The organism is Actinacidiphila oryziradicis, from assembly GCF_005047355.1.
GTDB lineage: Bacteria > Actinomycetota > Actinomycetes > Streptomycetales > Streptomycetaceae > Actinacidiphila > Actinacidiphila oryziradicis.
Genome location: NZ_SUMC01000017.1, coordinates 96,471 through 113,472, shown reverse-complemented (window position 1 = coordinate 113,472; position 17,002 = coordinate 96,471). Strand labels below are relative to the sequence as shown.

Here is a 17,002-nt window from a genome sequence, read left to right as displayed (position 1 = left end):
CTCCCCACAGTCCCGCCGCCCGCCCCGCGCCGCTGCCCCTTCACCTGCCCCGGTCAGTTCGAGGTGACGGTTACCTTGTCGTCGTTCTTGAGCTCGGAGAAGAGCTGCTTGGCCTTGGTCATGTCCCACTTCACCGCGACACCGTCGCTCGGCGTCTGCAGGTTCGCGGTGGAGATCGGCACCGTCATGGACTTGCCGCCGCCGCTGGTGACGCCCTTCATGGCCCAGAACATCGAGGTGATGTTCCACAGGGACATGTCCTTGTCGACGATGAGGGTGTCAAGACCGGAACCGATCACCGGGTAGAGCGTGAACGGGTTGAGGATGGTGGTCGGCGAAGCCGCCTGGTGGGCCAGCGCGGACAGGAACTTCTGCTGGTTCTGCATCCGGCCCAGGTCCTGGGTGGCCTCCTGGTGCCGCTCGCGTACGAAGGCGAGTGACTGCTTGCCGTTCAGCGTCTGGCAGCCCGCCTTGAAGTCCGCGCCGGAGGCCTTGTCCTTGATCGCCTTGTCGAGGCACATGTTCACGCCGCCGAGCGCGTCCACCAGGTTCACGAAGCCGTTGAAGCCGATCTCGGCGTAGTGGTCGATGTGCAGGCCGGTGTTGTACTCAACGGTCTGGGTGAGCAGCTCGGCGCCGCCCCACGCGTAGGCGGTGTTCAGCTTGTGGGTGGTGGCCGGGTACTTCTTGCCGGTGCTGCCGGTGAACGCCGGTATGGTCACGTACGAGTCGCGCGGCAGGCTCAGCATGGTGTTCCCGTTGCCGCCCACGTGCAGGACCATCATCGAGTCGGTGCGCTTGCCCGCCGCCGCGCCGGTGTGCAGGGCCTGCTCCTGCGCCTTGGTCAGGCCCTCGCGGCTGTCCGAGCCGACGATCAGGTAGTTCGTGCCGTTGCCCGGCGCCGGGCGGTTGGCGACCTTGTTGAGGTCCACCTCACGGCGCACCTTGCCGTCGGCCCAGAAGTATGTGCCTATCGAGACCGCGAGCAGCGCCACGACCAGGGCCAGCAGCGTGATCTTGACTTTACGGGCCCGGCTGCCCGGCACCCCTGGTCGGCGCGGCCCGCTCGGGCCGTTGCCGCCGGGATAGCCGGGGCTGCCGCTCGCGCGCCCCTGCTGGCGGGGCAGGGCGCCCGCGCCGCTCGCAGCAGCGCGGCGCGGCGACATCTCGGGCGGCAGCGGGGGCTCGCTGGTGCGCTGCCGCTGCTGCGGGGAGTTCGCGTTGTCGGACCATCCGTCGGACCATGCGTTCATGCAGGCAGTCTGCCCGCTCCGCGCGCCGGCAGGGGTTCCTGTAGCCGTTCTGAAGCAGTTCTGATGCATACGTCACAGGTGGCGGGCGTTACGGCCCCTCCGGGGAGGCGCTCGTGCCGCAGGAGACGAATGCCACGCCCCGTGCTGTTACGCGTATGGGAGGTTCACGACAACCGGTCGAGCGAATGGGTCGCCACGTAATCGGCCATGGTGTCGTTCCGGATCGCCTCCCAGAGCTGGGAGGTGCCGTTGGGGTCCAGGAGGACGACCGACTGGCCCTTGATCATGTCGAAGCCGGCGACGGGCGCGTTCATGAAGACCATGTCCCCAGTCCGGACGCCCTTCACCGACCACATGAGGTCGCGCAGGTCACCGTCGGAGAGCCGGTCGTCGACGCTGACCGCGCTGGTGACGTTGTCGAGGAGCTTCTTCGCCTTGAGCGGGTTGGAGAAGCTGCCCGCGGTGAGCGTCTTGGCCAGCACGGCCCGCAGGAAGGCCTGCTGGCGGTGGGTACGGTCCAGGTCGCCGCGCGGCAGACTGTAGCGCTCCCGTACGTAACTGAGCGCCTGGGCGCCGTCCATGTGCTTTCCGCCGAGGTCGACGCCGCCGACGGCGTCGGTCAGGGTCCGGAAGCCGCTCCAGTCGATGACGGCGAGGTGGTCGACCTTGACGTCGGTGAGGCGCTGGACGGTGTCGATGAGGAGCGGCGGGCCGCCCCAGGAGAAGGCGGCGTTCAGCTTGGCCTTGCCGTTGCCGGGGATCGGCACCCAGCTGTCCCGGGGCAGCGATATGACGTACGCGTGCTTGTGGTCGGCCGGGAGGTGCACCAGCATCATGGTGTCGCTGCGCTGGGCGCCGCGCTTCCACTCGGGGGCCTTGGCGTTCTTGCCGGTCGTCGGCAGATCGGAGCGGGCGTCGACGCCAACGAGGAGGAACGTTTCTCCTCCCTTGCCGGCCTTCGGCTGCTCGCTCTCCGGCACATTGGTCGGGAACGCGTTCGGGATCCGGTCCACCTTGCCGGTGTAGTGTTCCACCGCCCACCAGCCGGTGCCGGCGATCGCCAGGATCCCGGTCAGCAGCAACACCAGCGCCCCGAGCAGCACCCGCCGGGTGCGGGTACGCCTGCGGCGCGGCGTGTCCTCCGGGGCCGCCGACGGCTCACCGGTGGCGTTCGCGGCACCGGTCCCCTCCGCCGCCTCAGCTTCTTCCGCCGGTTCTGCCCGCTCAACCTCTTCGGCGCCGCTTCTGCCGGCCGGATCCACCTGTGCCACAGCCCCCACCCCCACGATCTTCACGTGTTCCCCACACGTGCTTCAGGGCGCATTGTGAGGGATGGGACACCCCCGTGCCCACGGTTTGCGCAAGAGGTCCCAAGAGGCCGGGCGGTGGCGACGGGCCTGCCACCGCTCTCCGCGGTTATGCTCAGCCACGAAATCGGCCACCCCCGGGAGGGACCTCGCATGGCACTCAGGCTCACCGTGATCGGCACCGGCTATCTCGGCGCGACCCACGCCGCGGCCATGGCCGAGCTGGGCTTCGAGGTGCTGGGGCTGGACATCGACCCCGCGAAGATCAAGACGCTGGCCGCCGGCCGGATCCCCATGTACGAGCCCGGGCTGGAGGAACTGCTCGGCAGGCATGTGGCCGGGCTGCCCGGCTCCAGCGGGCGGCTGCGGTTCACCACCTCGTGGGCGGAGGTCGCCGAGTTCGGCGACGTCCACTTCGTATGCGTCAACACCCCGCAGAAGCACGGCGAATACGCGTGCGACATGAGTTACGTCGACAGCGCCTTCGACCTGCTCGCCCCGCACCTGACACGGCCCGCGCTCGTTGTCGGCAAGTCCACCGTCCCGGTGGGCAGCGCCGCCCGGCTCGCCGCGCGGCTCGCCGAGCTGGCCCCGGCCGGGGCCGCGGCGGAGCTGGCGTGGAACCCGGAATTCCTCCGCGAGGGCTTCGCCGTCAAGGACACCCTGCACCCGGACCGGATCGTGGCCGGGGTGGCGTCGGAGAACGCGGAAAGGCTGCTGCGGGAGGTTTACTCCACGCCCGTCGCAGAAGGCACGCCTTTCGTCGTCACCGACTATCCGACGGCCGAGCTGGTCAAGACCGCTGCCAATGCCTTCCTGGCGACCAAGATCTCCTTCATCAACGCCATGGCGGAGGTCAGCGAGGCCGCCGGCGGCGATGTCGTGAAGCTCGCCGAGGCCATCGGCCACGACGAGCGGATCGGCCACCGATTCCTCCGGGCCGGCATCGGCTTCGGCGGCGGCTGTCTGCCCAAGGACATCCGCGCCTTCATGGCCCGCGCCGGTGAGCTGGGGGTCGACCAAGCGCTGACCTTCCTCCGCGAGGTCGACTCCATCAACATGCGGCGGCGCGGCCACATGGTGGAGCTGGCCCGGGAAGCCGTCGGCGGCGCCGGGTCCTTCCTGGGGAAACGGATCGCGGTGCTGGGCGCGACCTTCAAACCCGACTCCGACGACGTACGGGACTCCCCAGCACTGAACGTCGCCGGGCAGATCCATCTCCAGGGCGGCCAGGTGACCGTCTACGACCCCAAGGGGATGGACAACGCCCGCAAGCTCTTCCCGACGCTCGGGTACGCGGACAGCGCCCTGGACGCGGTACGCGGCGCGGACATCGTCCTGCACCTCACCGAATGGCGGGAGTTCCGCGAGCTTGACCCCGCGGAACTCGGCGCGGTCGCCACCCGGCGTCATGTCATCGACGGGCGCAATGCGCTGGATCCGGTGCTCTGGCGCAAGACGGGGTGGACGTTCCGGGCGATGGGCCGCCCGAACGCGTAGCCGCCTCCGGCCGCGGTCGCAGTAGACCCAGCGGCAGCTGCGGCCTGGCCAGGTGCGGACGTGCGGACGTGCGGACGGCACCGGAGTACGAACCGATGACCGCGGCCGCAGGCGGCAGCGACGCCGCACCCGCGCGGCGGGAACGCCGCTACGCGTCCAGCTCGTCGATCGTGGCGTTGGACGGGCCGCGCCGGCCCTGGAGCTCCACCGCCACTGACTCCGCGTCGCGGAGCACGCGGACGGCGTTGTGCCAGGTCAGCTTGGCGAGGTCGGCGTCGGACCAGCGGCGGCGCAGCAGCTCGGCGATGAGGTTGGGGTAGCCGGAGACATCGTCGAGGCCGGAGGGGGTGAAGGGGACCCCGTCGAAGTCGCCGCCAATGCCGATGTGGTCGATGCCGGCGACGTCGCGCATGTGGTCGAGGTGGTCGGCGACGGTGGCCGCGGTGGCGACGGGCCGGGGGTGCTCGGCCTCGTAGGCGTGCTGGATCTTCATCCCGGCAGGGGTGTGGTCCAGCGCGTGGAAGCCGTTCGCCCGCATGTTCTCGTTGGCGCCGACCATCCACTCGGCGGCTGCGGGGAGGACGAACTGCGGGACGAAGGTGGCCATGGCGACGCCGGCGTTGCCGGGCAACAGCTCCAGGACGTCATCAGGGATGTTGCGTACGTGGTCGCAGACGGCCCGGGAGGAGGAGTGCGAGAAGACAACCGGTGCCTCGGTGACCCGGAGGGCGTCACGCATGGTGTCGGGGGCGACATGGGAGAGGTCGACAAGCACGCCGGTGCGGTTCATCTCACGGACGACCTCCTCGCCGAAGGCGGTGAGCCCGCCGGCCTTGGGGACGTCGGTCGCGGAGTCCGCCCAGTCGAGGTTGTCGTTGTGGGTGAGCGTCATGTAGCGCACGCCGAGGGCATGCAGCGCCCGCAGTACGGCCAGGGAGTTGTTGATGCTGTGGCCGCCCTCGGCGCCCATGAGGGAGGCGACCCGGCCTTCGGCGCGGGCCGCCTCCATGTCGTCGGCGGTGACGGCGAGCCGCAGGTCGGCCGGGTAGCGGTCGACGAGCCGCAGGACGACGTCGATCTGCTCCAGGACGGCAGTGACGGCATTGTCACCGGCGAAGTCGGAGCGCACATAGACGGACCAGAACTGCGCGCCGACACCGCCCGCCCGGAGCCGGGGGATGTCGGTGTGGAGGTGCGCGGACTGGTCAGTGGCGATGTCGCGCTGGTCGAGGTCGTAGCGGACCTGCTGGCGCAGCGCCCACGGAAGGTCGTTGTGGCCGTCCACGACGGGATGGGCGGCGAGCAGATCCCGGGCGTGGGCGAGCAGATCCCTGGTCATGGGTCTCCGTAAGTTGTCGGGCGCTTACTTGGCGAAGCCGAAGCCGGTGCCGTCCACCTTGGCACGCAGACGCTTGCCCTTGTCGATGGCCTGCTGATTCAGGTCGTCCTGGAAGTGCCGCATGCGGGCGAGGAGTTCCGTGTCGTGGGCGGCGAGGATACGGACGGCGAGCAGCCCGGCGTTGCGGGCGCCGGCGACGGACACCGCGGCGACCGGCACACCGGCCGGCATCTGGACGATGGACAGCAGCGAGTCCATGCCGTCGAGGTACTTCAGCGGCACCGGCACACCGATGACCGGCAGCGGGGTGACGGAGGCCAGCATGCCCGGCAGGTGGGCGGCGCCGCCGGCGCCCGCGATGATGACCTTGAGGCCGCGGCCGGCGGCCTGCTCGCCGTACGCGACCATTTCGCGCGGCATGCGGTGGGCGGACACGACATCGACCTCGTAGGGCACCTCGAACTCGTCGAGGGCCCGGGCGGCGGCCTCCATGACCGGCCAGTCGGAGTCGGAACCCATCACGATGCCGACCGCGGGGGAGGCAGGGGAGTCGGGGGAGAGACTCATTCGTCGATCGTTCCTCGCAGGTAGTCGGCGGCGTGCCGGGCACGTGCGCGCACCTCGGACAGATCGTCGCCGTAGGTGTTGACGTGGCCGACCTTGCGGCCGGGCTTCACATCCTTGCCGTACATATGGATCTTCAGCTGGGGGTCGCGGGCCATGCAGTGCAGAAACGCCCCGTACATGTTGGGGTAGTCGCCGCCGAGCACATTGGCCATGACAGTCCACTTGGCGCGCGGACGCGGGTCGCCGAGCGGCAGATCGAGGACGGCCCGCAGATGGTTGGCGAACTGGGACGTGATGGCGCCGTCCTGGGTCCAGTGGCCGCTGTTGTGCGGGCGCATGGCGAGTTCGTTGACGAGAAGGCCGGTGGTCCCGTCGTCATTGCGGGTCTCGAAGAGCTCCACGGCGAGGTGGCCGACGACGCCGAGCTCCTTGGCTATGGTCAGGGCGAGCCGCTGGGCCAGGGCGGCCGACTCGCCGTCCAGCCCCGGCGCGGGAGCGATCACCGTGTCGCATACGCCGTTGACCTGGATCGATTCCACGACGGGATACGCGACGGCCTGCCCGTGCGGGGACCGTACGACATTGGCCGCCAGCTCCCGTACGAAGTCGACCTTCTCCTCCGCCAGCACCGGCACGCCGGCCCGGAACGCGTCACCCGCCTCTTCTGCGCTGCCTACGATCCAAACCCCCTTGCCGTCGTAGCCGCCGCGCACGGTCTTCAGGACGACGGGAAAACCGCTGCCTGCTCCCACCACCCCGCTGCCTGCTCCCACCACCCCGCTGCCTGCTCCCACCACCCCACCCTGCATCCCCTCCTCCGCGAAGCGGACGACATCTGCCGGGTCGGCGACGATCCGGTGCCGGGGGCAGGGGACGCCGATCTCGTCGAGCCTGGCCCGCATCACGCCCTTGTCCTGGGCGTGCACCAGGGCGGCGGGCCCCGGGCGGACGGCGACGCCGTCCGCCTCCAGGGCGAGCAGATGCGCGGTCGGCACATGCTCGTGGTCAAAGGTGATGACGTCACAGCCGCGGGCGAACGCACGCAGCGTCTCCAGGTCGCGGTAGTCGCCGATCACGACGTCGCCCACGACCTGCGCCGCGGAATCCTGCGGGGTGTCGCTGAGAAGCTTGAACCTGACGCCGAGCGGGATGCCCGCTTCGTGCGTCATACGGGCGAGCTGGCCGCCACCGATGATGCCGACTACCGGGAATGTCACAGTCTTAAGGATATCTGCGCACGGTTCACCCCTCGAACGGCGGGTACCAGAGGCCCCGGCTAGCATGAAGGCCTCCAACATCCGCCGGACAGACAAGGCCAAAAGATCACTATGGGTGGTTCGACCGGGCTGAGTGCCCGTCCCAAGGGCCTACAAGCCGGGCTGGGCAGGCTGTTCCGTGAGATCGCGAAATTCGGGCTCGTGGGCATCGCCGGCATCTTTGTGAACCTTGGTGTCACAAACGTGCTGTGGCACGTCACACACCTGGCGGTCGTCCGGGCCAGCATCATAGGCACCCTCGTCGCCATCGTGTTCAACTATGTCGGCTTCCGGTACTTCACCTACCGCGACCGGGACCGCCAGCGGCGCGGCAAGGAGCTCGGCCTCTTTCTCTTCTTCAGCGCCATCGGCCTGGTGATCGAGAACGGCGTGCTGTTCACGGCGACGTACGGCATGGGCTGGAACAGCCAGGTGCAGAGCAACATCTTCAAGTTCGTCGGCATCGGCGTCGCCACCCTCTTCCGCTTCTGGTCCTACCGCAGCTGGGTCTTCAAGGCGCTGCCGGCCCGGGAGGCGGTGGAGCAAGCCGAATCGTTCCTGGAGGCAGTGCAGACGGAGCCGCACCCCGGCAAGGCCGCCCGTACCCGGAACTAGGCCCTGTCCGGTCCGGCGAAGGGCGGCCTCAACCGCCCGACGGGGTCGGGCCCGGGTCGATGCCCTGGCCGAGGAGACCTGAGTTCCCACCGGGCGGGCTCGTCTTCCCCAGGAACAGCGCGAAGACCGGCGCCCGCTGTTGCAGCAGCTCCAGCCGCCCGCCGTCCGCCTCCGCCAGATCCCGGGCGACGGCCAGTCCCAGGCCGGTGGAGTTCCGGCCGCTGACCGCACGCTCGAAGACCCGCGACCCCAGGTCCGGCGGCACCCCCGGGCCCTCGTCCGTCACCTCGACGACCGTCTGATTGCCGATGACCCTGGTGTGGATCTCGACCTTGCCCGCCCCGTGCATCAGTGAGTTCTCGATCAGTGTCGCCAGCACCTGGGCAACGGCCCCCGGAGTGCCGACGGCCCGCAACCGCCTGGTGCCGGTGAGGACGAGGATCCGGCCCTCGTTGCGGTAGGCCGGCCGCCACTCCTCGACCTGCTGCTTGATCACATCGTCGAGATCGAAGTCGACCGCCGACCCGGTCCGCGGGTCCCGGGCATTGGTCAGCAGCCGCTGCACCACATCCGTCAGCCGCTCGACCTGGCCCAGCGCGATCGTCGCCTCCTCCTTGACCGTCTCCTGGTCGTCGGCGGTGGCGATGATCTCCTCCAGCCGCATCGACAGCGCGGTCAGCGGCGTACGGAGCTGATGCGAGGCGTCAGCCGCCAGCCGCCGCTCCGCCGTCAGCATCCGGGCGATCCGCTCGGCACTGCCATCCAGCACATCCGCCACCCGGTCCAGCTCCGGCACCCCGTAGCGACGGTGCCTGGGCCGGGGATCGCCGGAACCGAGCCGCTCGGCGGTCTCGGCCAGGTCGGTGAGCGGGCTGCTGAGCCGCCGGGCCTGGCGTACGGCGAGGACCACGGCGGCCAGCACCGCCAGCAGCGCGACCGCCAGAATGATCAGCAGCGTACGGCCGATCTCCTCGCTGACCACGCTGCGCGGCTCCTCGACGGTCACGGACTCGCCGTGCTCGCCCGACGCCGTACTGGCGATCACCTGGCCGGTCGGGCGGGGGCCGACGGCGATCGGCGCCCGACCGGAGATCTTCACGATCGCGTACCGGTTCTGGGTGATCTGCGGCTTCAGCACCTCCGAGTTGATCTTCTCCTTTCCGACCAGCCGGTTCTCCACGATCCCGACCAGCCGGACAGCCTCGGACTGCACGCTGTCCTTGGCGCTGTTCTCGATCGTCCGGGCCTCGACGATGACGAGCGAGACGCCGAAGACAGCGATGACAACAAGCACCACGGCGAGCGTGGAGGTGATCAGTCGGCGGCGCAATGTGCCCTCCGGGCTGGGACAGGACTAGGAGTGTGCTGAAGATCTAGGCCGGATCAGCGAGCGGTGTCCGGTGCGTCCAGCTGCATCTGGGGATTCGGCCAACGCAGCAGATGGGCGTGCCGGGCGCCGGGAGCCCGGCATAGATCTTCAGTGCGCTCCTAGGCCGTGTCCGGCAGGGCATCGGCAGCAGATCCTCGGCTGAGTCAGTTCTTCTCGAACCGGAAGCCCACACCGCGCACCGTGGAGATGTACCGCGGAGCCGCCGCGTCGTCACCCAGCTTCTTGCGCAGCCACGAGATGTGCATGTCGAGGGTCTTAGTGGACGACCACCAGGTCGTGTCCCACACCTCGCGCATCAGCTGCTCCCGGGTGACGACCCGCCCCGCGTCCCTCACCAGGACCCGCAGCAGGTCGAACTCCTTCGCCGTGAGCTGGAGCTCCTCGTCGCCCATCCACGCCCGGTGCGACTCCACGTCGATCCGCACACCCTGGGTCGTCGGCTGTGGCGTGCCCTCGGTCGCGCCACGCCGCAGCAGCGCCCGCACGCGGGCCAGCAGCTCCGCCAGGCGGAAGGGTTTGGTGACATAGTCGTCGGCACCGGCATCCAGGCCGACCACTGTGTCCACCTCGTCGGCGCGGGCGGTGAGCACCAGCACCGGAAAGCTGTGGCCCTCGGTGCGCAGTCGCCTGCACACCTCGAGCCCGTCGATACCGGGCAGTCCCAGATCGAGCACCAGAAGGTCGAATGCGCCCAGCAGACCGGCCTCAAGCGCGGTGGGGCCGTCCTCGCGCACCTCAACCTCATAGCCCTCGCGGCGCAGAGCGCGTGCGAGTGGTTCCGAGATGGATGCGTCGTCCTCGGCGAGCAGTACGCGGGTCATGCGCTGATGGTAGTCCGACCGCGATGACCTGCGGGGCGAGCGCGCGTCAAGCCTTGTGAAGTACGTCTCAAGACGACTTATACCATACGTTCTGGTGCCATAAAGTGGCTAAAAGCCTTTTTCTGTCCCCCCCACCCCCCTCCGGGACATTCGGCGCCCCCACGAAAGCCGCCCCGTCCCGAGCACGCAAGGATCGACCATGGCGTCCAGCCTGACGAAGGGTCCCGCCCCGCGGGACAACCCTCTCGCCGGCGGCAAGACCTTCTTCGGCCACCCCCGCGGCCTGGCCACCCTCTTCATGACCGAGACGTGGGAGCGGTTCAGCTACTACGGCATGCGGGCGCTGCTCGTCCTTTACCTCACGGCCTCCGTGTCCGACGGCGGTCTCGGCATCAAGGCCGCGACGGCCGCGGCCATATACAGCGTCTACACCGCCACGGTGTATCTGCTGGCCATGCCCGGCGGCTGGGTCGCGGACCGGCTCTTCGGCCCCCGCAGGACCGTCGCCATCGGCGGCACGATCATCATGATCGGCCACTTCCTGCTGGCGGTGCCGGTCAAGACGTCCTTCTTCCTGGGCCTGGTATTCATCGCCATCGGCTCCGGCCTGCTGAAATCCAACATCAGCACCATGGTCGGCCACCTCTACCCGGACCGCACCGACCCCCGACGCGACGCCGGCTTCACCCTCTTCTACATCGGCATCAACCTCGGTGCCTTCTTCGCCCCGCTGGTCATCGGCACTGTCGGCCAGAAGGTGAACTGGCACCTCGGCTTCGCCCTGGCCGGTGTCGGCATGGCGCTGGGCCTCGGCCAATTCCTGATCGGCACCCGTCACCTCAGCGACCGCAGCAGCATCGTCCCGACCCCACTGGCCGCTGCCGAGCGCCTGGCGCTGGTGCGAAAGGCGTTGATCTGGCTCGCCCTCGCCGTGGCGTTCTACGGTGTCGTCACCTTCACCGGCTCCTTCACCATCAACTGGGTGCTGTGGCCATTGTCACTGATCGGTCTCGCCCTGCCGGTGTACTACTTCGCCCGGATCCGGCGGGACAAGGAGCTCACGGCGGACGAGAAGTCAAAGATGACCGGCTTCATCTGGTTCTTCATCGCGGCCGCCGTCTTCTGGCTGATCTACGACCAGTCCGGCTCGACCCTGACCGTCTTCGCGTCCGACCACACCTCGTCCACGCTCTTCGGCTTCAACTTCCCCGAGAGCTGGTTCCAGTCCCTCAACCCGCTCTTCATCATGGCGCTCGCCCCGGTGTTCGCCCTGCTCTGGGTGAAGCTGGGCCGCCGCAATCCCAGCACCGCCGCGAAGTTCTCCTACGGCCTGGTCAGCATCGGTGTGTCGTTCGGCGTCATGATGCTCGCCCAGGCGGCGGCGAGTGACGGCACCAAGGTCTCGCCCATGTGGCTGACCATGGTCTACCTCATCCAGACCGTCGGCGAGCTCTGCCTCTCCCCCGTCGGCCTCTCCGTCTCCACGAGGCTGGCGCCGGTCAAGTACTCCGGCCAGGTGATGGGCCTGTGGTTCCTGGCTGTCACCGCGGGCGACTGCGTCGCGGCCATCATCCAGCTGGTCATCGGCAACGCGTTCCTGTCGGAGACCGCCTTCGCGGTACAGGGCGCCCTGGCCGCGCTGGCCGGCATCGCCTTCCTGGCGTACCGCAGGAAGGTCGTCGGCCTGATGGGCGACGTGCACTGACCTCGTCGGTATCCGCGTGAAGGGCCCAGGAGCGCCCCGCTCCGGGGCCCTTCACGGCACTGGCTCGTGACTGCTCGTAGTTGTGGATGGGCTGATCCGCACCAGTGCCGCGATGACACCCAATCACCCCTGTGTGGGGTTCTGTTCGCGTCTCGTGATCAGTAGAGGAAGGGTGGTTTGGGCAGTACCGCACAGCCTTGCACGGCTAGTTCAAGGCCCTGGGAGCGCCCCATCAGCCATGCCAGGAGCGACCTTTCCGGGCCGTGGATCGCTACTGCCGCCCCCACGGCGCCGACGTCGTACGAGGCGCCAGTGTCGGTGGCATGCAACCGCATGGCGGGCGCACCCTCACGTGCGCCGAAAGAGGCGACCACCCGGCCCATCATGGCCTGCACGAAGTCGGCCGGCCACCGCTCGGGCGTGTAGCCAGAGCCCAGGTCGGCGTGGTGGACGAGCACTTCACACAGCCGGGAATCGGCGGCTCGGGCGGCAGGACGCTCCTGACCGCGGGTCCAGCGAACCGTCCGCTTCCATGCCGCGAGGGGCATCCTGCGGTACTCAGCGGCGAATTGGGCAGCGCTGTCGCGCAGGTCGGCCACGAGCTGATCAGCATCCCGGCCCGCACCCGCCTCGATCTGCTCGGCCCGAGCAGCCAGGCTCGGATACTCCGGCGTCTCCACGCCGGTCCGGGCCCAGATCAGCAGCCGACGGCCGCCGTCGGCGTTGCGGGCCAGGTGGGTCAAGACGTGCCCACGCGACCAGTTCGGCAATAGCGATGGCGCACGTACATCGGCATCGGTGAACTGGACCGCCGTCTCGAGGAGTGACTCGGTCGCAGCATTGATCTGATCGAGGGTGGCCGCAGGGTCGAAGCCCACGTGGGCATCAGTCGTCACGCTGCCGTCTCCTTCGTTAGTTCGACCAGGAGGTCGCGATCGAGGCGGACACCGGCATGCCCGCCCGACTGACACGCCAACGTCGGCCTGCTCGGTGATGCAACCTGCAACATCGCCAGGCCCACACCGGGGTGACGGCCTTACCCATACGTTGAGTGCAAGAAGTGAAGAGAATTATCCCGAATGCCCGGAAACTGGAATTCGAACTAGCACTGAAGATGGGGCCGACCACGCACTGGCGAGGCACACCGCCGCCCGTTCGGCCTCCTTGGCCTTGACTTCCAGCGGCGACACCTCTGCCCCCACTCCTCGCGCAACCCGCCCATCAGGGGGAAGTGAGTCGGCACTGTCAGTCGGTGAACTGGTCGAACTCTCCTGTCTTGATGGTGGCTATGAGGGACCGGAATCCGGTGGGGGTGGTGGTGACGATCACGTCCGGGTCGTCGCTCTCACGGAGCCCGATCGTTCCGCCGGGGGTGATGGCGACGTACAGGCAGTTGCTTCCCTCACCACTGCTGTAGGAGGACTTCTGCCATTCGATCGGGGACATACTCTGCCTTTCTAGAGTGCGTAAAGGATGTGCTGGATCAGGCCCAGGGAGTCCCTCGCGGCGTGGGACTCCGGCGTCGCGGTCGGGTCGATGGGCGGCAACGCGCATCGCTCAAGCCGGTCGAACATTGCCTGATACTTTGCCAGGTCATCCGGGTCCCGGAGAAGGAGCGCTTTGGCCGGATGGTCAAGCAGCACTGTGCCGAGTTCCGGCAGCGCCGGAGCGAGGTGCAGGAACGGACCACTGAAGGCCGCATATGCGTCCGCCCGGAAGGGGATCACCTGGATCGTGACGTTCGGCAGGCGGGCCAGCTCGATGAGCCGTACCAATTGGGAGCGCATGACATCCGCGCCGCCGAAGTGCATATGCAAGGCGGACTCGTGGATGACCGCATGGACAGTGGGTGCAGCTTCGCCGGTGAGGACACTCTGCCGTTCGAGGCGGAACGCCGTCACGTCGTCGACGGTGCTGCGAACGGGCTCGACGCTCGCGAGGATCGCACGGATGTAGTCCTCCGTTTGGAAGAGGCCGGGGATGAAGAGGGTCTCGTGCGACCGGATGGTGGCAGCCGCTGCTTCCAGTTCCGCCAGATCAAGAGCCGACTGGTTCTCCCGACGCCGATACGCGGACCACCACCCCTTGCCAGTGTTCTCCGACATCCTGATCAACGCTTCAATATAGGGTTCGCACGTGCACCCACAGGCCTGACACAATGTGCGCAGGCTGTCACTAGGGATGGCGGTGCGACCGCCCTCGACATGACTCAGGTGAGCACGGCCCATGCCGATGAACTCCCCCGCCTCGACTGCGGAAAGCCCTGCTCGCTCGCGCAGCTTGCGCAGCTCCACACCTAGACGTCGCTGCCGTTCAGTGATGGTGGTTCGGAGTGCCAACGGACTTCCCTTCAGGTGGCGTTCGCAGACAGTGTGCCTTCCGGCGACCATCGAAGTCAGATCCTTCACCGAACAGGTTGCGCACGTTAACCGGCAATGCGTACATTCAGTATCGCATCACTCACTGAACGCAACTGCCAGAAGACGGCAGTGCATCACCTTGCCATGCCATGGTCGGGCGGCAACGCCACCGCAGGCCGGTCTGCCTCAGAACTCCCCGTCAGCGCCGACCTGTGGAGGTACCGCTCTCATGGACCTGAACGGAAGCCAGCTTCCCTACTCCTGCACGCTCTTCATGCCCTCAGCGGCCGTCGCGCCGAAGCTCTGCCGGGACTTCGTCAGAGGCGTCCTCAACATCCTCGGCTTCGGGCATCTGGCCGACGCGGCCACGCTCTGCACCTCGGAGCTGGTCAGCAACGTGCACCAGCACGCCAGCGGAACAGTGCACCTTCAGTTCACCGCCGAGCGGGCCCGCGTGCGGATCGCGGTCTACGACGGCAGCACCGTCCTGCCGAAGCCCCGCGAGGCGGCGGCGCACGAAGAGTGCGGGCGCGGGCTCGGGCTCGTACGGGCGTTGTCGGACGGCTGCGGGGTCATCGATGACCGACTCGGCGTACTGGCGAAGGGGCTGTGGTTCGAGCTGGACACCGGGCGGGCAGTCGCGTGACGGCCCCGGCGTACGCAGCCGTGGCGTTCAGGGTGGCCGTAGAGGTCAGCCCACGCTGATCCGGATCGTCGCGCCGTCCGGCAGGTCGTGTACCTGCTGGGCGATCGGGCCGCGGATGCGCATCGCGGTGACCGCGTCGCGGACTGCGAAGTTGTCGAAGTCGTAACCGCCACCGGCGATGAAGAACTGCAGCGGAACCAAACGGTCGCCCGGGTCCAGTGCGCCGTTCTGCTGCTGGAAGGCGTAAGAAAAGGAGGCCGTGCCGTTCACGTCCGGGTCGGCGAGCAGCCATTGCGCCCATGCTTCGAGGCTGGTTCCCAGGGGCGTCACGCGAGCCGACTCGGGGTCGAACCGTACGACCTCCTCGCCGCCGACGATCCCGAATTGGGTACCAAAGATGTCCTGCCCGAAGCAGAACAAGTCGTCGGCCAGACCGTTGTAGGTGTCCTTCCAGGTGCCTTCGTCGTTCCAGGCCAGCAGGTCCGGGCCCAGGCCCTCGGCACCTTCGGCGCCGACGCGGAACACCTGGATTCCTGCGTTGAACAGGAAGAATCCGTTGATCCTGGAGATGACCGCACCCAGCTCGGAGAGGGGGCCGGATTCCACTCCGAAGTCCAGCTCCGCCGAAGGACCCATGGGGCCCCGCGCGCGACCGAGCAGTTGCTCCAACGCGCTCTCAGCCATACCGTCTCACTCCGCCTCTGGGCCGATTGGTTGGGTCAGATAGTGCTCCCGTACCCGGTCGGTGACGACCAGGCGCAGGGTTGGTTGCAGGACGGCCGAATCCGGGATCGCGTCCCACTTCTTGTAGGGCCACCACCGGTCGTGAGCGGCCAGCAGCATGGTCGCGCCGAGCGCCGTCCGGCCCTCGGTCGCGTACCATCCTGCCATCCAGAGGCAGATCGCGAACTGCTCAGGCGCTTCGCCGGACAGCTGGGACAGCTCGCACGCACGTGACCCCGGTCAGCGGCGCAGTTTGCTCCACGGGGTGAAGGTGAAGATGGCGCCGCCGAGGAGCAGTGTCGTGCCGGCGACGAAGGCGAGGGCGCGGAGGGCGCCGTGGTCGGAGGAGCCGGTCGCGGCGAGGCTGCCGGTGGTGCCGGAGGTGGTGGTGCCGGAGGTGGTGGTGCCGCCGCCGGAGGTGGTCGTGCCGCCGGTGATGCCGCCGGACTGGGCGGCGACGGTGAGGGTGAGGGAGACCCCGGGGTCCTGGGTGGGGGTGCAGGTGGTGGTGGTGCCGAGGGCGTTGATGGTGAGGACGCCGGGGGTGAGGGTGGCCTTGCCGTCGTGGGCGGGGGTGTAGGTGCCGGTGAGGTCGGGGATGGCGATGGGGTCGCCGGATTTGATGGCGGAGGCGTTCGTGGGGCCCTCGACGGCGACCTTGCCGGTGTCGGCGCCGCCGACGACGACCTGCATGGACGGTTTGATGGAGCCGGCGGGGATGTCGGCGGGGCTGTCCATCACGGACTTGGCGAAGTGGACGGTCAGGTCGTAGCTGCCGCTGTTCTCCTTGGCGTTGATCTGGACGGGCGAGACCGCGCTCTTGTCGCCGATCGGGGACTTGCAGCCGTACGAGACCTGGACTTCCTTGCCGGTGAAGCTGGCGCCGCTGGGGGGGGAACCGGTGCTGCTCGCGGTGGGGGTGGGAGTGGCGGTCGCGGTGGGCGTGGGCGTGGGCGTCGGGGTGGGGGATGAGGTGCCGTCGGCGGCCGTGACCTGGATGGTGGCGGCGACCGGGACGGCCTCGGTGGGCTTGCATGTGGTGTCGGTCGAGAAGGCGTTGATCGTGTAGTTGCTCGGGGCGAGGGTGACGTCGCCCGCCTTGGTCAGCTTGAGGGTGCCCTTCATGTCGGAGAGCACCATGTCGCTGTTCTTGGGGATCGCGGGGTTCTCCCGGGGGCCCTCGACAGCCAAGGTGCCGCTCTGGGCGCCGGCGACGGTGATCTCGCCGGAGGGCTTGACGCTGTTCGCGGGGAGGTCGATGAGGTCGGGGTTCTTGGAGGCGGCCTGGACGGTCTTCCAGACGACCTCGATCTCGTCGCCGACCTTCGCGGTGGCGGGGGCCGTGATGTCGGCCTTGGTCGTGCCGTCGACGGGCGGCAGGCCGGAGGCCGAGGGCGGGGTGCACTCCGTGGCGAAGGAGACCTCGGCGGCGGAGGCGGGTACGGCGGCCATCAGCACCGAGGCACCGCTGATCATCAGCGCGACACCGACCGAGGCGAGTCGCGTTCGTTGGTGGTTCG

17 protein-coding genes are annotated in these 17,002 nt (G+C 68.5%); 4 read left to right on the top strand and 13 right to left on the bottom strand.

Annotated elements, in window-relative coordinates; translation table 11 throughout:
* Positions 1–53: 53 nt before the first annotated feature.
* The gene (locus FCI23_RS19340; protein WP_136725156.1) at positions 54–1,253 is read right to left on the bottom strand and encodes an LCP family protein; all 1,200 of its coding nucleotides are present in this window, start codon (positions 1,251–1,253) and stop codon (positions 54–56) included.
* 164 nt (positions 1,254–1,417) lie between these two features.
* The gene (locus tag FCI23_RS19335; RefSeq protein WP_246143834.1) at positions 1,418–2,524 is read right to left on the bottom strand and encodes an LCP family protein; all 1,107 of its coding nucleotides are present in this window, start codon (positions 2,522–2,524) and stop codon (positions 1,418–1,420) included.
* Between the two features lie 189 nt (positions 2,525–2,713).
* On the opposite strand from FCI23_RS19335, the gene FCI23_RS19330 reads away from it, so the two are divergent.
* Entirely contained in the window at positions 2,714–4,060 is a 1,347-nt protein-coding gene (locus FCI23_RS19330) for a UDP-glucose dehydrogenase family protein (RefSeq protein WP_136725154.1), read from the top strand.
* 148 nt (positions 4,061–4,208) lie between these two features.
* Here FCI23_RS19330 and FCI23_RS19325 read toward each other — a convergent pair whose 3' ends face one another.
* The 3 genes from FCI23_RS19325 to FCI23_RS19315 are packed head-to-tail and all read right to left on the bottom strand — an operon-like array spanning position 4,209 to position 7,183.
* On the bottom strand, positions 4,209–5,399 hold the full coding sequence (locus FCI23_RS19325) for a dipeptidase (RefSeq protein ID WP_136725153.1): 1,191 nt from the start codon (positions 5,397–5,399) through the stop codon (positions 4,209–4,211).
* A 24-nt stretch (positions 5,400–5,423) separates the two neighbouring features.
* Positions 5,424–5,966 (bottom strand): 5-(carboxyamino)imidazole ribonucleotide mutase, encoded by a 543-nt coding sequence (purE, locus tag FCI23_RS19320; RefSeq protein ID WP_136725152.1) that lies wholly within the window; start codon positions 5,964–5,966, stop codon positions 5,424–5,426.
* Positions 5,963–7,183, bottom strand: coding sequence for a 5-(carboxyamino)imidazole ribonucleotide synthase (locus tag FCI23_RS19315; RefSeq protein ID WP_169316852.1), 1,221 nt, complete (start codon positions 7,181–7,183; stop codon positions 5,963–5,965). Before FCI23_RS19315 ends, purE begins: the two co-directional genes overlap by 4 nt.
* A 111-nt stretch (positions 7,184–7,294) precedes the next feature.
* Between FCI23_RS19315 and FCI23_RS19310 the strand changes: the two genes are divergently transcribed.
* The gene (locus tag FCI23_RS19310; RefSeq protein ID WP_136725151.1) at positions 7,295–7,837 is read left to right on the top strand and encodes a GtrA family protein; all 543 of its coding nucleotides are present in this window, start codon (positions 7,295–7,297) and stop codon (positions 7,835–7,837) included.
* A gap of 28 nt (positions 7,838–7,865) precedes the next feature.
* Here the strand turns inward: FCI23_RS19310 and FCI23_RS19305 are convergent, their stop codons facing one another.
* Together FCI23_RS19305 and FCI23_RS19300 are read right to left on the bottom strand one after the other, a co-directional pair.
* Positions 7,866–9,167, bottom strand: a complete 1,302-nt coding sequence (locus tag FCI23_RS19305) for an ATP-binding protein (RefSeq protein ID WP_136725150.1) — start codon at positions 9,165–9,167, stop codon at positions 7,866–7,868.
* A 203-nt stretch (positions 9,168–9,370) separates the two neighbouring features.
* Entirely contained in the window at positions 9,371–10,048 is a 678-nt protein-coding gene (locus tag FCI23_RS19300) for a response regulator transcription factor (protein ID WP_136725149.1), read from the bottom strand.
* A gap of 199 nt (positions 10,049–10,247) precedes the next feature.
* On the opposite strand from FCI23_RS19300, the gene FCI23_RS19295 reads away from it, so the two are divergent.
* A complete protein-coding gene (locus FCI23_RS19295; RefSeq protein ID WP_136725148.1) occupies positions 10,248–11,753 on the top strand; it encodes a peptide MFS transporter in 1,506 nt (501 codons plus the stop codon).
* A 158-nt stretch (positions 11,754–11,911) separates the two neighbouring features.
* On the opposite strand, the gene FCI23_RS19290 is transcribed toward FCI23_RS19295, so the two are convergent.
* The 3 genes from FCI23_RS19290 to FCI23_RS19280 form a co-directional block, all read right to left on the bottom strand.
* Positions 11,912–12,649, bottom strand: coding sequence for a maleylpyruvate isomerase family mycothiol-dependent enzyme (locus tag FCI23_RS19290; protein WP_169316851.1), 738 nt, complete (start codon positions 12,647–12,649; stop codon positions 11,912–11,914).
* 349 nt (positions 12,650–12,998) lie between these two features.
* Positions 12,999–13,199 carry a DUF397 domain-containing protein gene (locus FCI23_RS19285; protein ID WP_136725146.1) on the bottom strand — a complete coding sequence of 67 codons (201 nt, stop codon included), beginning with the start codon at positions 13,197–13,199 and terminating at the stop codon, positions 12,999–13,001.
* 11 nt (positions 13,200–13,210) lie between these two features.
* Positions 13,211–14,047, bottom strand: a complete 837-nt coding sequence (locus FCI23_RS19280; protein ID WP_246143833.1) for a helix-turn-helix domain-containing protein — start codon at positions 14,045–14,047, stop codon at positions 13,211–13,213.
* 295 nt (positions 14,048–14,342) lie between these two features.
* Here FCI23_RS19280 and FCI23_RS19275 point away from each other — a divergent pair, with 295 nt between their 5' ends.
* Positions 14,343–14,759 carry an ATP-binding protein gene (locus FCI23_RS19275; RefSeq protein WP_136725145.1) on the top strand — a complete coding sequence of 139 codons (417 nt, stop codon included), beginning with the start codon at positions 14,343–14,345 and terminating at the stop codon, positions 14,757–14,759.
* A gap of 45 nt (positions 14,760–14,804) precedes the next feature.
* Here FCI23_RS19275 and FCI23_RS19270 read toward each other — a convergent pair whose 3' ends face one another.
* The 3 genes from FCI23_RS19270 to FCI23_RS19260 all read right to left on the bottom strand — a co-directional run bounded on the left by FCI23_RS19270 (position 14,805) and on the right by FCI23_RS19260 (position 16,958).
* Complete coding sequence (locus FCI23_RS19270) at positions 14,805–15,443, bottom strand: SMI1/KNR4 family protein (RefSeq protein WP_169316850.1); 639 nt, start codon at positions 15,441–15,443, stop codon at positions 14,805–14,807.
* 6 nt (positions 15,444–15,449) lie between these two features.
* Positions 15,450–15,650: a hypothetical protein gene (locus tag FCI23_RS19265; RefSeq protein ID WP_211265401.1), complete on the bottom strand. Its 201-nt coding sequence runs from the start codon at positions 15,648–15,650 to the stop codon at positions 15,450–15,452.
* A gap of 72 nt (positions 15,651–15,722) precedes the next feature.
* The gene (locus FCI23_RS19260) at positions 15,723–16,958 is read right to left on the bottom strand and encodes a hypothetical protein (RefSeq protein ID WP_136725202.1); all 1,236 of its coding nucleotides are present in this window, start codon (positions 16,956–16,958) and stop codon (positions 15,723–15,725) included.
* Between the last annotated feature and the right edge of the window lie 44 nt (positions 16,959–17,002).

Coding starts and splice junctions, on each gene's coding strand:
- FCI23_RS19340 (WP_136725156.1), bottom strand. CDS start 1,253: ATGAACGCATGGTCCGACGGATGGTCCGACAACGCGAACTCCCCGCAG.
- FCI23_RS19330 (WP_136725154.1), top strand. CDS start 2,714: ATGGCACTCAGGCTCACCGTGATCGGCACCGGCTATCTCGGCGCGACC.
- FCI23_RS19325 (WP_136725153.1), bottom strand. CDS start 5,399: ATGACCAGGGATCTGCTCGCCCACGCCCGGGATCTGCTCGCCGCCCAT.
- purE (WP_136725152.1), bottom strand. CDS start 5,966: ATGAGTCTCTCCCCCGACTCCCCTGCCTCCCCCGCGGTCGGCATCGTG.
- FCI23_RS19310 (WP_136725151.1), top strand. CDS start 7,295: ATGGGTGGTTCGACCGGGCTGAGTGCCCGTCCCAAGGGCCTACAAGCC.
- FCI23_RS19300 (WP_136725149.1), bottom strand. CDS start 10,048: ATGACCCGCGTACTGCTCGCCGAGGACGACGCATCCATCTCGGAACCA.
- FCI23_RS19295 (WP_136725148.1), top strand. CDS start 10,248: ATGGCGTCCAGCCTGACGAAGGGTCCCGCCCCGCGGGACAACCCTCTC.
- FCI23_RS19285 (WP_136725146.1), bottom strand. CDS start 13,199: ATGTCCCCGATCGAATGGCAGAAGTCCTCCTACAGCAGTGGTGAGGGA.
- FCI23_RS19275 (WP_136725145.1), top strand. CDS start 14,343: ATGGACCTGAACGGAAGCCAGCTTCCCTACTCCTGCACGCTCTTCATG.
- FCI23_RS19270 (WP_169316850.1), bottom strand. CDS start 15,443: ATGGCTGAGAGCGCGTTGGAGCAACTGCTCGGTCGCGCGCGGGGCCCC.
- FCI23_RS19265 (WP_211265401.1), bottom strand. CDS start 15,650: ATGGCAGGATGGTACGCGACCGAGGGCCGGACGGCGCTCGGCGCGACC.
- FCI23_RS19260 (WP_136725202.1), bottom strand. CDS start 16,958: ATGATCAGCGGTGCCTCGGTGCTGATGGCCGCCGTACCCGCCTCCGCC.